Origin of the sequence: Streptomyces sp. LUP30, assembly GCF_001746365.1 — a bacterium.
Classification (GTDB): Bacteria; Actinomycetota; Actinomycetes; order Streptomycetales; family Streptomycetaceae; genus Streptomyces.
Genome location: NZ_MJAJ01000059.1, coordinates 12,750 through 25,968, shown reverse-complemented (window position 1 = coordinate 25,968; position 13,219 = coordinate 12,750). Strand labels below are relative to the sequence as shown.

Annotated in this window: 11 protein-coding genes; 3 read left to right on the top strand and 8 right to left on the bottom strand. The window is 72.3% G+C overall.

The annotated features are described in order from the left end of the window. Positions 1-19: 19 nt before the first annotated feature. Entirely contained in the window at positions 20-481 is a 462-nt protein-coding gene (locus tag BG482_RS34235; protein WP_069773104.1) for a DUF5709 domain-containing protein, read from the bottom strand. Positions 482-807: 326 nt separating this feature from the next. Between BG482_RS34235 and BG482_RS34230 the strand changes: the two genes are divergently transcribed. Beyond that, a complete protein-coding gene (locus BG482_RS34230) occupies positions 808-2,274 on the top strand; it encodes an APC family permease (RefSeq protein WP_069773103.1) in 1,467 nt (488 codons plus the stop codon). A gap of 11 nt (positions 2,275-2,285) precedes the next feature. Beyond that, positions 2,286-3,245, top strand: a complete 960-nt coding sequence (locus tag BG482_RS34225) for a hypothetical protein (protein WP_069773102.1) — start codon at positions 2,286-2,288, stop codon at positions 3,243-3,245. A 31-nt stretch (positions 3,246-3,276) separates the two neighbouring features. Here the strand turns inward: BG482_RS34225 and BG482_RS34220 are convergent, their stop codons facing one another. The 3 genes from BG482_RS34220 to BG482_RS34210 form a co-directional block, all read right to left on the bottom strand. Next, the gene (locus BG482_RS34220; RefSeq protein ID WP_069773101.1) at positions 3,277-5,622 is read right to left on the bottom strand and encodes a glycoside hydrolase family 65 protein; all 2,346 of its coding nucleotides are present in this window, start codon (positions 5,620-5,622) and stop codon (positions 3,277-3,279) included. Further along, positions 5,619-6,371 carry a beta-phosphoglucomutase family hydrolase gene (locus tag BG482_RS34215; protein ID WP_069773100.1) on the bottom strand — a complete coding sequence of 251 codons (753 nt, stop codon included), beginning with the start codon at positions 6,369-6,371 and terminating at the stop codon, positions 5,619-5,621. The genes BG482_RS34220 and BG482_RS34215 overlap by 4 nt, the downstream gene beginning before the upstream one ends. Positions 6,372-6,434: 63 nt before the next feature. Beyond that, positions 6,435-6,830 (bottom strand): SgcJ/EcaC family oxidoreductase, encoded by a 396-nt coding sequence (locus BG482_RS34210; RefSeq protein WP_069773099.1) that lies wholly within the window; start codon positions 6,828-6,830, stop codon positions 6,435-6,437. Between the two features lie 57 nt (positions 6,831-6,887). On the opposite strand from BG482_RS34210, the gene BG482_RS34205 reads away from it, so the two are divergent. Beyond that, entirely contained in the window at positions 6,888-7,526 is a 639-nt protein-coding gene (locus BG482_RS34205; protein ID WP_069773098.1) for a nucleoside/nucleotide kinase family protein, read from the top strand. A 157-nt stretch (positions 7,527-7,683) separates the two neighbouring features. On the opposite strand, the gene BG482_RS34200 is transcribed toward BG482_RS34205, so the two are convergent. The 4 genes from BG482_RS34200 to BG482_RS34185 all read right to left on the bottom strand — a co-directional run bounded on the left by BG482_RS34200 (position 7,684) and on the right by BG482_RS34185 (position 13,122). Then, on the bottom strand, positions 7,684-9,516 hold the full coding sequence (locus tag BG482_RS34200) for a hypothetical protein (RefSeq protein WP_069773128.1): 1,833 nt from the start codon (positions 9,514-9,516) through the stop codon (positions 7,684-7,686). 71 nt (positions 9,517-9,587) lie between these two features. After that, a complete protein-coding gene (locus tag BG482_RS34195; RefSeq protein WP_069773097.1) occupies positions 9,588-11,306 on the bottom strand; it encodes a hypothetical protein in 1,719 nt (572 codons plus the stop codon). A 2-nt stretch (positions 11,307-11,308) separates the two neighbouring features. Then, positions 11,309-12,211 carry a carbohydrate ABC transporter permease gene (locus BG482_RS34190; protein WP_069773096.1) on the bottom strand — a complete coding sequence of 301 codons (903 nt, stop codon included), beginning with the start codon at positions 12,209-12,211 and terminating at the stop codon, positions 11,309-11,311. After that, a complete protein-coding gene (locus BG482_RS34185) occupies positions 12,208-13,122 on the bottom strand; it encodes a carbohydrate ABC transporter permease (RefSeq protein ID WP_069773095.1) in 915 nt (304 codons plus the stop codon). The genes BG482_RS34190 and BG482_RS34185 overlap by 4 nt, the downstream gene beginning before the upstream one ends. Between the last annotated feature and the right edge of the window lie 97 nt (positions 13,123-13,219).

Sequence of the window (13,219 nt, the reverse complement as noted above, 5' to 3'; positions counted from 1 at the left end):
GCGGCCGCACGAGGGACGCTCACTCCTCGACGATGTGGACGGCGGCCTCCTCGGCGCCCGCGGCCCCGCCGTCCACGCCCACGTCCCGGGCGACCTCCTCCTTGACGGCGTCGGGATGGGCGCCCTCGTCGGGGGCGACGAGCCGGCCCGCACGCCGGTCGCCCGCCTCGGGGTCGAGGGGCTCGCCCTCGCCGCCGGGCAGGTCCCCGACGCCGTCACCGGCCGGCTCGGCCGTGTCCGGTACCTCCTGGGCGAGCCGCTGGTCCAGGCTCTCACCCTCGTGCTGCTCGGCCGCGGTGGTGCCGTACTTGGTCACGCCGAGCGGCTTCTCCGGCGGGGAGTAGCCCTCGTCCAGGGTGTCGTCGTAAGTGCGTTCGTCGAGGGCGTCCTGAAGGTCGAGCGGTGCGCCGTCCTCCTGCTCCTCGTTGGATCCGGTGGGCTGGTAGACGTCGTCGCCCATCGCCTCGGACTCCGTGCCCATGGTGCCTCCTCGCCGGTCGCGGTGCTGTCTTCCCCGTCCGCGTTTCCCGTGCGGCCCGCTCCAATCGCGACACATGTCACCTGCGTAAGAGCGGCCGCACATTACCCACCCGTTCAATCTTGAAAGCTCAATCTTTCGGGCTATAGTCACTCGCACACTCGGTGTGACCGTCCGGGGACGCAGTGCTCGGACGGCGCCCTCCGCGCTTTTGGCCACCGCCGTCCTTCGAGGCCATCCCTCCCGGGCCGCGGCGGCGCTCGACCCTCACCCCCCATACGCCGTCGGGCCTCCCCGACCCGGGCGGCGTGCACGAAGGAAAGCAGCGCATGAGCAACGGCATCGGAAGAGGGCTCCAGGCGAATGTGCTGGGCACCTTCGACACGGTGGTGATGGCGGTCGCGGGCAGCGCCCCGGCGTACTCCATCGCGGCCACCACGGCGGTCCTGGCGGGCGCCGTGGGCCTGGCGGGACCGGCGGCGCTGCTGTACTGCGCGATACCGATGCTGGGCATCGCCCTGGCGTTCAGCAGGCTCAGCCGGATCGACGTGAACGCGGGGGCCAGTTACTCCTGGGTGGGGCGCACGCTCCATCCGTTCCTGGGCTTCATCAGCGGGTGGGCGCTGGTCGTCTCGGCGACCATCTTCATGGTGGCGGGATCGCTGCCGGCCGGGTCGATGACGCTCGCCCTCTTCGACGACGGCCTCGCCGACGACACCGCGCTGTCCACCGTCGTCGGCGCCGCCTGGTTCCTGGTCATGCTGGCGGTGGTGCTGGGCGGGGCCCGGCTCACGGTGCGCGCGCAGCTGATCATGTCGGGCGTGGAGCTGGCGATCCTGGCGCTGTTCGCGGTGCTCGCCCTCCTCCACACGGACAACTCGCTGCCCTTCGACTGGTCCTGGCTCGGCTTCAGCCACTTCCACGGGGTGTCCGGCTTCGCGTCCGGCGCGCTGGTCGCGGCGTTCTACTACTGGGGCTGGGACGTGACGAGCAACCTCAGCGAGGAGACGCGCGACAGCCGCCGCACGACCGGTCTCGCCGGACTGATCGGCGTCGGCGTCGTCTTCCTGCTCTTCGAGGTCTTCACCATCGCGGTCAACGTCGTCCTCAGCTCGCAGCAGATCGAGGACAACGGCGCGAACGTGCTGGCGGCGCTGGGCCAGGAGGTGTGGCCGGGCTGGGGCGGCAAGCTGCTGATCGTCGCCGTGATGCTGTCGACCGTGGCCACCCTGGAGACGACGCTGATCCAGGTCACCCGCTCGCTGTTCGCCATGGGCCGCGACCGTACGATGCCCTCCGCGCTGGGCCGCGTGCACCGCACCTGGAACACGCCCTGGGTGGCGATCGCGGTGGTGGGCGGGGTGGCGCTGGCGCTGTTCGTCGCCGCCGACCTGCTGGGCTCGGTGGGCGACATCCTCGCGGACGCGATCTCGGCGATCGGCCTGCAGATCGCGGTCTACTACGGTCTGGCGGGCCTCGCGGCCGTCGTGGCCTACCGCAGAACGCTGCTGACCTCCCTGTCCGACTTCGTCCTCGGCGGGCTGTGGCCGCTGTTCGGCGCGCTGTTCATGTTCTGGGTCTTCGCCGAGTCGCTGGCCGAACTGGACCCGGCGGCCGTCGCCATCGGCATCGGCGGGCTCGCCGTGGGACTGGCGCCGATGCTCTGGTACTGGCGGCGTGGCAGCGACTACTACCGGCCCGCCCGGCTCGACGCCGCACTGACCGTCCGGACCGACTACGTGCCCCACGGCCGTCCCGCCGCCCACTCCCACGACGGTCTCCCCACCGACTTCTGAGAGGGGCCGTGATGGCGCGGGACCGATTCGCCCCCGACTTCGACCCCGACTGCGGGGACGCCGCACTCTCCTCCGTCCGGCACGACATCGTCATCGGCCGCTGGCAGGGACTGCGCGAGCTGCTGCGCTCGACCGGCCCCGACCGCCTGGCCCGCGGTCACCGGGTGCGGATGCTGGCACAGGCCTGCGCGGGCAGTTCGACGGTGGAGACCTGGCTGGCCGCCGAACCGCGCAGCGCCGACGCGCTGGTGTTGCGGGCGGCCACCGAGACGGCCCGGGCGTTCAACCTGGCGATCGCCGCGGGCCGGGGCGTGCCGATCGAGCAGCACCGCGTCGACGGCGCGGTGCTCGCCTGTCTGGCCGCGGCCGAGTCCTGCCCGGACGACCCGACGCCGTGGACCTCGCTGATCTCGGTGGCCCGCCTCTACCCGTCCGGCGTGCGGCGGCAGGAACTGGCCCGCTGGTGGGACGAGTTGCACCGGCGGGACCCCTACAGCATGGAGGGCCACCTCCAGGTGCTGCACTACTACTCCGCCCGCTGGCACGGCTCGCACGGTCTGATGTACGACTTCGCCCGGGACGCGGCCGGCGTGGCCCCGCCTGGCTGCCCGCTGCCGGTGCTGGTGCAGTACGCGCGGGTCGAGGAGTTCCGCCACTCCCAGGACAGCACGGCGGGCCGCTCCGCCTCGGTGGGCCTCGGCCAGCACTGGCACAACGACGGCGCGGTCAGCGACGTCCGCCGCACCTGGGACCGATGGATCATGGGCCGCCAGGACGACGGCGTCGCCCCGGGCGAGCTGCGCGACGTCAACACCCTCGCGCACGCCGCGTGTTCGGCGGGCGTCGCGGACGTGGCGGCGCCGCTGCTGGGGATGCTCGGCCGGCGGGCGACGCGCACGCCCTGGTCGTACACCGGCGATCCCGCGCAGCAGATCGCCAGATGGCGCAGGGAGTGGAGCGTGCGCGCCTGAGCCGGCCCGGGCGGGCCGTTCCCGCCATGGGCTACAGGCGGGTCTGCGGCCCCCGGTGCAGGGGTTGTCGCGGCGCCGGACGGTCCGGCACGGGCGGCACGGCACGCACCACGGGTCCGTCGCCGTTCACCCTTACCGGCTCTCCGTGGTGATGGAGTGTCAGCGGGGGGCCGGACAGCAGGGAGTACGCGGCCTTGTCCGGGCCTATCTCCACACGCAGCCGCCGGCCGAGGAGTTGGACGCTGAAGGCCAGCCGGCTCAGCCGTTGCGGCAGCCGGGGCGCGAAGCGCAGACCCTCGGCGTCGCGGCGCAGCCCGCCGAAGCCCGCGACCAGGGCCGTCCAGGTGCCCGCCAGGGACGCGATGTGCAGTCCGTCGCGGGTGTTGTGCTCCAGGTCGGCGAGGTCCATCAGCGCCGCCTCGGTCGTGTAGTCGAAGGCCAGGTCGAGATGGCCGGCCTGCGCGGCGATCACGGCCTGACAGCACGCCGAGAGGGAGGAGTCGCGGACGGTCAGCGGCTCGTAGTAGGCGAAGTTGCGGGCGACCTGCTCGTCGTCGAAGTGACTCGCGCAGGTGTACATCGCCAGGACCAGGTCGGCCTGCTTGACGACCTGTTTGCGGTACAGGTCGAAGTAGGGGAAGTGCAGCAGCAGCGGGTACTGGTCGGCGCGGGTGCCGGAGAAGTCCCACTGCTGGTAGCGGGTGAAGCCGGCGTGCTGTTCGTGGACGCCGAGGTCGTGGTTGTAGGGCAGGTACACCGCCTGAGCGGCGTCCCGCCAGGCGGCGCTCTCCTCGTCGTCGACGCCCAGCCGGGCCGCCTCCTGCGGATGGCGTTCGACGGCGTCGGCGGCGGCGAGGAGGTTCGCCCGGGCCATGAGGTTGGTGTACGTGTTGTCGTCGGCGACCGCGCTGTACTCGTCGGGCCCCGTGACGCCGTCGATGTGGAACGCGCCGTGTGCGTCGTGGTGGCCGAGCGAGCGCCACAACCGGGCGGTCTCCACAAGCAGTTCGACGCCCGTCGAGCGCTCGAAGTCGGTGTCCCCCGTCGCCGCGACGTAGCCCACCACGGCGTGGGCTATGTCCGCGTTGACGTGGAAGGCGGCGGTCCCGGCCGGCCAGTACGCCGACCCCTCCGATCCCTCGATCGTCCGCCACGGGAACGCGGCGCCCCGCAGTCCGAGCTGGACCGCCCGCTCGCGGGCCGCGGGCAGGGTGTTCTGCCGCCAGCGCAGGGCCTCCGCGACGGCCTCGGGAGCGGTGTAGGTGAGCAGGGGCAGCACGAAGGTCTCGGTGTCCCAGAAGGCGTGGCCGTCGTATCCGGAGCCGGTCAGTCCCTTGGCGGGGATGGCCCGTTGTTCGGCGCGGGCGCCGGCCTGCAGGACGTGGAAGAGGGCGAAGCGGACGGCCTGCTGGATCTCCTCGTCGCCGTCGACCTCGACGTCCGCGCGGGACCAGAAGTCGTCCAGGTAGGCGCGCTGTTCGTCGAGCAGGCCGTCCCAGCCGCTGTGTCCGGCCGCCGCGAGGGCCGCCTCCACCTGGTCGCTCATGGCGGGTCGTGAGCGGGCGCCGGACCAGCCGTGCGCGACCAGCTTCTCCACGCGCAGCCGCTCGCCGGGTTCCAGCACGGAGGTGACGGTGAGACGGGCGACGTCGACGTTGCTCTCGCTGCTGAGGGTGGTCCGCTCCGGGCCGGTGACGTTGTGGTCGGCGGCCACGGCCACGCGCAGCCCGCTGCGCTTCGTGCGGTGCACGAGCCGCAGGCGACGGCCGACGGCCACGTCCTCCTCCGGCTCCAGAGGCGACTTGAGGGCGCGCGCCGCGCGCGGGTCGCCGTTCGGATCGGGCAGGCTCTCGTTGGTGACCAGTTCCGACTGGATCACCACCCGGGAGCGGCTGCCGACCGCCTCCACCTCGTAGGCGACGGCGGCGACGGCCCGCTGGGCGAGCGAGACCAGCCGGGTCGAGCGCACCCGCACGGTGGATCCGGCGGGGGAGGTCCATTCACAGGTCCGCTCCAGGACGCCCCGGCGCAGGTCGAGCACGCGCTCGTGGGTGACGAGCCGCCCGTAGCGCAGGTCGAACGGCTCGTCGTCGACCAGCAGCCGCAGGATCTTGCCGTTGGTGACGTTGATGACCGTCTGCCCGGACTCCGGATAGCCGTAGCCGGCCTCGGCGTAGGGCAGCGGGTGCAGTTCGTGGACGCCGTTGAGGTAGGCGCCGGGCAGGCCGTGCGGTTCGCCCTCGTCGAGGTTGCCCCGCCAGCCCACATGCCCGTTGGACAGCGCGAAGACCGACTCGCTCTGGGCGAGGACGTCGAGGTTGAGTTCCGTTTCGCGTACACACCACGGCTCGACGGCGTACGACCGTTGGGTGATCACGCGCGCCCTCCCTGCCCGAGAAGGTCCTCGAGGTCCTTCACCACGACGTCCGCGCCGTGCGCGTACAGCGCGTCGGTCTGTCCGACCCGGTCAACGCCGACCACGTACCCGAAGTTCCCCGAGCGGCCCGCGTCCATCCCGGCCAGCGCGTCCTCGAACACGGCCGCCCCCGCGGGCTCGACGCCCAGGTCGCGGGCGGCGGCGAGGAAGGTGTCGGGGTGCGGCTTGCCGGGCAGGTCCCGCTCCGCCGCGACGACGCCGTCGACGCGTACGTCGAAGAGGTCCTCGGCGCCGATGGACCGCAGCACGTCTTGCGCGTTGGCGCTGGAGGAGACGATCGCCGTGCGCAGCCCCCGCGCACGGGCTGCTTCGAGGTAGCGCAGGGTGCCGTCGTAGGCCTGGACTCCCTGGGTGCGGATCTTCTCCAGGAGCAGTGCGTTCTTGCGGTTGCCCAGGCCGTGCACGGTCTGGGCGTCGGGCGGATCGTCGGGGCTTCCCTCGGGCAGTCGGACGTCGCGGGAGGCGAGGAAGGCGCGGACGCCGTCCGCGCGCGGGCGGCCGTCGACGTACTCGTCGTAGTCGTCGCCCGCGTCGAACGGCCGGAATCCGTCTCCGTCCCGTTCGTGCAGGAAGGCGTCGAACATCTCCTTCCAGGCGGCCGCGTGGACGACGGCCGTGCGGGTGACGACCCCGTCGAGGTCGAAGAGGCAGGCCTGGATGGCCTCGGGGAGGCCGAGCGTCGTCGTCATACAGGCCCGGTTCCCCGCGATCGACCCCCTCAACAGTGTGGCGCGCGCCACACCTTGGCAGGGTCACTCGTGCGGGAACGAGTGGTGCTCGTGCGCGATCAGCCAGCGGCCGCCCTCCTTGCGCAGGCCGAAGGTGAGGCGCAGCCGCAGCGTGGGGTGCGCGGACAGCTCCTCGGGCGTGCCGCAGCGCAGCAGCGCGTGGGCGTAGGCGACGTCGTGACCGGCGGTGACGTCGAGGGTGTCGATGTCGAAGCGCGCGCCCTGGCCCTGCCAGGCGAAGAAGGGCGGCCACAGGGCGCGGTAGGCCGCCAGGCCCCGCAGGCCCGCGTGCGGTGGCGGGACGTAGTACAGGACCAGGTCGTCCGCGTGGTCGGCGAGGACGGTGTCGAGGTCCCCGCGGCGGACGGCGTCGGCCCAGCGGGTGATCAGGGTGCGGATCTGCGTCTCGTCGTCGGGCAAAGGGTCGTCCTCCTCTCCCTGCGGGTCTCCTTCCAGGAGACTGCGACACTCTGCTGTGTGCTCACTTTCGATGATCTGCTGTGCCGGGCCCGTTCTCTTGCCGGGGGAGGCGGGCGCGCGCTGCTCGGCATCGCCGGCGGCCCCGGCGCGGGCAAGACGACCCTGGCGCGGCGCCTGGTGCGGGAGCTGAACGGCACGGGCGATCCCTGGGCCGTGCAGGTGCCGATGGACGGGTTCCACCTGGCCGACGCCGAGCTCGACCGGCTCGGCCGCCGGGACCGCAAGGGCGCGCCGGACACCTTCGACGCGGCCGGCTACGCGGCGCTGCTGCGGCGGCTGCGGGACGAGGCGGACGGCGAGGACACCGTGTACGCGCCGGGCTTCGAGCGGGTGCTGGAGCAGCCGCTCGCGGGAGCCGTGCCCGTCCCGCCGCCGGTCCGGCTGGTGGTCACGGAGGGCAACTACCTGCTGCTGGGCACGGGCGCGTGGCGGCGGGTGCGGGCCGCGCTGGACGAGGTGTGGTTCTGCGAGAGCGACGAGGACGAGCGGGTGCGCCGCCTGGTGGCCCGGCACGAGGAGTTCGGCAAGACGCACGAGCAGGCGGTGGCCTGGGTGCTGAGGAGCGATCAGCGCAACGCCGAACTGGTGGCGGCGACGCGCGAGCGGGCCGATCTGGTGGTGCCGCTGCCCCTGTGACGTCGCCGCCCGCGTGCGGTGTGCCGCGCGCCGGCTCCGGACCCGTGAGCCTGGGACCGAGCGGCGCGCCGGGTGCCCGTCCGTCCCTCTCCCCCGCCTTCCTCCGGGGCGCCCGGCTGCCCGCGTACGCGGTGCGGGGCGCCCCCATGGCCGACGCTCAGCCGCCGACGGCGCGCAGCGTCAGCTGCGGCTCGCCGTGCGCGTCGTCCGGCCCGAGGACCGCGGTGAAGGCGTCCGTGCGCACGGTCAGCCCCTCCTCGCCCCACTCCGCCGACGCGGCGAACGGCTCCTCGGCGCCGTAGCGCACCGCGAACACGTGCAGGTCGTCCGGCGCGTCCGTGATGGGGCCGGCCTCCAGCGCCGTCGAGCCGACCAGGTGGCTCCAGCCCTCGTCCGGGTCGCCGTAGCCGCGCGGGTCGGCGGCGAGGGCGAAGGCGGCCTGCTCCTGGGTGAGTTCGGCGCGGGCGTCGAAGTGGTCCGGGCCCGGCGCGTCGGGGTGCGTCAGGCGCAGGGCGCCCGGCGAGGACACGGCGGCCCGCGCCGTGCGGCGGACCCGGTCGCCGTCGTCCTCGGCGTAGGGCAGTCCGGCCAGCAGGTACGGCGTCCCGTCGAGGCGTTCCACTGCGACCGCCGTCCACAGGGTCGTGCCGTCGGTGACGTACAGGGAGCGCACGTACCGCAGGACGTGGTCGCGGCCGACGACCGGCTTGGTGACGAGCTTGGCGGTCAGGCCGTCGGCGCGGACGTCGCGGACGCGGACCGCGCCCATCGGGCGGCACAGCAGGAAGCCGTCGGCGACCGGACCGAAGCCGTGCTGCCGGTGGACGGCGGCGGCCAGGCAGTACGTCCCGCCCGCCTCGATCACCGCCGGGGTCATCCGGTCGTCGAAGGCCACCGAGACGGTTCCGGCGCGCAGTTGGTGGCGTGCCGCGTACGGGGACGGTTCGCGGTGCCAGCGCGAGGTGTCCTGGATCTGCCAGACCAGCATCCACGCGAAGTGCCCGTCGACCCCGCCGTCCGCCCTGACCGCGTGCCGGGCCCAGCGGCCGTCGCCCCGGTAGCGGCCCAGGTCCGCACCGATCCGGGCGCCGAAGTAGCGCAGCCCGAGCACCGACTCGAAGGCCGAGTGCTGCTCGCTGTAGCGGGGGCCGCCGTTGTCGAAGCCGCCGCAGGTGAGGCGGGCGTCGATGTAGCGGGCGAGGACGTCGCCGTCCTCGGCGAACATCTCCTCGCCGCTGATCCGGTGGGCCTGTGCGAGGAAGGACAGGGAGATCGGGCCGTAGTTGTTGTCGTAGGCGCCGCCGTGCTCGGGCGGGAGCAGGGCGCCCCGGTCGCGGACCCGGTGGGCGCGGATCTCGTCGGTGTAGAGCGCCAGGGCCCGCGCGCGGACCGGTTCCGCGGCTTCCGGCGGGAGATGACGGGCGAGCATCAGTCCGCCCACCACGCAGCCGATCGCCTGGTTGCCGGCCTCCTGCGGGTTGAAGAAGGTCGCCTCGGTCAGCCAGCTCCAGTAGCCGCGGGCCACCTCCAGCAGTTCGGCCCGCTGCTCGTCGTCCACCAGGCCGTCGGCCGCGTCGAGGACATTCACGGCCTGCAGCAGCGCCCACACCGTGCTCGGCCAGTCGCCGATGGGGTGGGCGCCCGCTTCGAGGACGTACCGGGCGTACGGGAGACCCGAGCCGCGCACCGTCAGGTTGGGGTAGCCGGGATTGTCCTCCCGGTAGACCCGCTCGCGCAGATGGAAGGCGAGGCTGCGCCGGACCGGCTCCGGCAGGCGCGGGTCCTTGGTGCGTTGCCAGGCGAGGGCCAGCAGGGAGGTGATGCCGAGGGAGGTGTCGCCGATGTCGTCGTCGCCGTCGGGGTGTTCGAGGTTTCCGTCCGGCGTCAGCCGTCGCAGGGCCTGTTCGGTGACGTCGGCGAGGACGGCGTCGTATGCCTCGGGGGTGTCGGGCAGGCCGTGCAGCGGGGCGCGTTGGTGCGGGAGGCGCACGGGAGGGGACGTGAGGTGCACGGGGATCAGCCCTTCATGCCGGAGATGGCCATGGCGTGGGTTCGTCGGAGTCACACGCCGGGTGTGTGCCGGCGGGCGCGCAGTGCGACGGTCAGTGTGTGCGGGCCCTGTCCGCCGAGGTAGACGCGGGTCCCGGTCGTCGCGTCGGTGCCGCCGACCACGGTGTGGTCCTGCCCGGGGTCGTAGCGCAGTACGTCGCTCCGGTCCGGTCCGGCGAGCGGTTCGCCCCTCTCGACGGCGGCGTCGACCCGGATCTCGTCGTCGCCGACGCGGTAGGTCAACGGCTCGGTCGTCAGACACCAGCGTCCGTCGCCGAGCGGTACGGCGCCTTGCGGCTCGCCGCCCGGCCGGAAGGTCAGTTCGAGGGCCCAGGGCACCGGTGGGCCGCTGATGTCGATCCGCAGGTCTGCCCCGTCCTCCCTCAGGTCGACCTCGACGCGGGTCGTGTGGGAGACCTGGTCCTGAGGGCGGTCGGGGAAGGCCATCGCTGCGGAGAAGCGGCCCTCGTCCACCAGACGGTAGGCGCCGTCGTCGCGTCTCCGGTTGGCCGGGAGCGGCTGGTAGTAGGCGGCTGTGAGGGTTCCGGTGAGCCGGTACCGGTGGTCGGCGAGCCGTTCCATGTCGGCGGCGCGGAACGGGCCCAGGTCGAAGAACCCTCGCGAGAGGCGGACCGCGTCGAGGACGGCGGCGCCGGCGAACAGGCGCAGGAAGGTGGGGTTGCAGGCGAGGCCGGAGCGGATGCGCCGGTGCTCGGGCACGTCGGAGCCGCCGTACACGACCGTGTGCGCGGTGGCCGAGGCGTGTGCGGCGAGGCGGGCGGTGGGGAGGTACCGGTCGCGCGGGAGCTTCTCCGCGTCCGGGGCCGGCAGGGCGCGGCACAGATCCGGGGTGAGGAGGGTCCGGGCGAGCAGGTCGGGGTCGTCGATGCCGTCGGCGGCCGCCAGGCGGGCCGCGCGGGCGAAGTCGCCCCGGCCGGTGCGGATCGCGAGCAGCCGGTAGTGCGGCAGGTAGGGCGCCAGCGGGAACGGGCTGTGCTGGTCCTGCCGTCGCGAGTGGACGGTCTCCACCGTGCCGTCCGGCCGGATGAGGTCCAGGGTGGCGGCGAGGTTGCGTTCGACGGCTTCCAGCAGGTCGGCGCGGCCGAGCACGTCGGCCAGCAGGAGCAGCGACGGGTTGGTCACGAGGGACGCGTAGACGGCACTGCGTTCCGAGTACAGGCCCTCCGCGTCGATGTCGACGCCCTCGGCGAGCCACTCCTCGACGCGGTCGAGCAGCCGGTCGTCGGGGAACGAGCGGTGCAGCCGGGCCAGGGCCGCGCACAGCTCCCAGCGGTGGTTCGGGGTGTGCACCCCACCGGTCAGGAGACTGCCGGAGGCGGCGCCGGCGATCTCGGCGAGCGCGGCCGTGACCTCGCGCAGCGCGGGCCCCGCGCCGGCGGCGAGGACGTGCGCGTCGCACACGTCGTTGACGGTGAACGCGGAGTCCGGCGGCGACTGCACGTTGTCACCGCCGGCGAAGAGGCCGGTGGCCGTCTGCGCGGACCGCAGGGCGCGCAGATGGGTCGCCGCGGCGGCGACGGCCCGGCTGCTGCCGTACAGGGTCGAGTCCGGGGAGCGGTACGCCGCGATCAGGGTCTTCACCCGGCGGGCCAGAACGCGGTGGGTCACCCCGGCGGGTTCCTCGTCGGGGCCGGCCGCCGGCGGGGCGGCCGACCGGTCGGCGGCGCGGGCCACCGCGCGGACGAACTCGTGGTCGAGCGCGGTGGACACGGTCAGTCCTTCAGTCCGGCGTTGATGTCGGCGCCCATGACGTAGCGCTGGAAGACCAGGAAGACGGCGATCAGCGGGATCATGGAGATGACCGAGGCGCCGAGCAGCACCGACCAGTTGATGTTCTGCGCGCCGACGATGCTCTGGATGCCGATCTGCACGGTGAACTTGTCGGGGTCGTTGAGCATCAGGAGGGGCCAGATGTAGTCGTTCCACCGCCACTGGAAGGACAGGATGGCGAGGGTGAGCATGATGGGCCGGGAGATCGGCACCATGATCCGCAGGAAGATCGACAGTTCGCGGGCGCCGTCGATGCGCGCGGCTTCCACGAGTTCGTCGGGAACCGTCAGGAAGAACTGGCGGAACATGAAGCATCCGGTCGCGGTGAGCACGGCCGGGAGGATGATGCCGGCGAACGAGTTGTAGAGGCCGAGGTTGCGGACCACCAGGAACTCCGGGGCGAGCATGACCTCGCCCGGGAGCATCGTGGTGGCCAGGATGCAGAGGAAGAACGCCTTGAGCCACCGGTTGTCGTACTTGGCCAGGGCGTACCCGGTGCAGCAGCTGACTCCCACGGTGAGGATCGTCGTGATCACGCACACGAGAGCCGTGTTGAGGAAGTACTGGGAGAAGTTGGCGCTGTCCCACGCCGCCTTGAAGCCCGACAGGGTGGGGTCGTGCGGAACCAGCGTCAGCGGGTACGAGAACAGCTCGCTGGCCGGCTTGAGGGAGCTGAGGATGAACCACAGCACCGGCAGCCCGTACAGGCACGCCAGGACCCAGAGCAGGGTCGTCGCGGGCACCGCCCGCCTGAGTCCACCGCTGCCCTTCTTGCCGGGCCGCTTCTTGGAGACGGCCCCTCCGGGGCCGGCGTCGACCGGGCGGGGCGTGTCTGTGGTTGTCATCGGTTCTCCACCCGCCGGTTGACGAAGAGCTGGACGAGCGCGACGGCCATCAGGATGAGCATGAGCACGAACGACGCGGCGCTCGCGTAGCCGATCTGGCCCCGTTTGAAGCCGGTCTCGTAGATGTACTGGACGAGGAGGTTGTTCGAGGTGCCTGGTCCGCCGTTGTTGAGGGCGACGAACACCGGGTATTCCTTCATCGCGTTGATCGTGTTGAGCAGGATGACGATGAACGAGGTGGGCGCGATGCTCGGCAGCGTGATGCTGATGAACTGGCGCCATGGACCGGCGCCGTCGAGCGAGGCCGCCTCGTAGTACGACACCGGCACGTTCTTGATCGCCGCGATGAACAGCAGCATCGAGAAGCCCGTCCAGGTCCAGGACGCCGCCATCACCACCACGATCAACGACAGGTCAGCGTTCGACTGCCACGGAACGGCGCTTCCGCCGAGCCTCTCGATGATGTAGTTGATCAGCCCGAAGTTCTCACCGAACAGCCAGCGCCACAGAACGCCGACGACGATGGGCGACAGGAGCCACGGGATGAAGAAGACGACGCGGGCGACCGAGGAGCCCTTGGCATGCTTGCTGACCAGCAGGTTGGCGATGAGCAGCGAGGCCGCGAAGTTCAGCGGGACGAAGAGCGCGGCGTACAGCAGCGTCCGGGTCAGCGCGCCGTAGAAGGCGGAGTCCCCGATCAGCTGGTGGTAGTTGTCCAGCCCGACGAACTGGAACACCCCTACGCCCGTGTAGTTCGTGAAGGAGTAGACGAGCCCGATCACCGCCGGCCAGACGAAGAACAGCGAGAAGAGCACGACATTGGCCGCGATGAGGACGAGCGGCGCGAGGACGTAGGTGCTGCGTCGTCTCCTGGGCGGGCTCACGGACACGTCCGGGGCGCGTTTGGTCATCTTCCTGACTCCGTGCTGGTGGAAGGGATCTCTGTGGGCTCACGCCATGAGCCCGGCATCAGGTGGGGCGCCCAGGGCCGGGCGGCTGCGTCGGGAC

Bases quoted from the DNA above. Each gene is read 5' to 3' on its own strand.
- BG482_RS34235 (WP_069773104.1), bottom strand. From the start codon at position 481: ATGGGCACGGAGTCCGAGGCGATGGGCGACGACGTCTACCAGCCCACC.
- BG482_RS34215 (WP_069773100.1), bottom strand. From the start codon at position 6,371: ATGACGACGACGCTCGGCCTCCCCGAGGCCATCCAGGCCTGCCTCTTC.
- BG482_RS34230 (WP_069773103.1), top strand. From the start codon at position 808: ATGAGCAACGGCATCGGAAGAGGGCTCCAGGCGAATGTGCTGGGCACC.
- BG482_RS34185 (WP_069773095.1), bottom strand. From the start codon at position 13,122: ATGACCAAACGCGCCCCGGACGTGTCCGTGAGCCCGCCCAGGAGACGA.
- BG482_RS34225 (WP_069773102.1), top strand. From the start codon at position 2,286: ATGGCGCGGGACCGATTCGCCCCCGACTTCGACCCCGACTGCGGGGAC.
- BG482_RS34190 (WP_069773096.1), bottom strand. From the start codon at position 12,211: ATGACAACCACAGACACGCCCCGCCCGGTCGACGCCGGCCCCGGAGGG.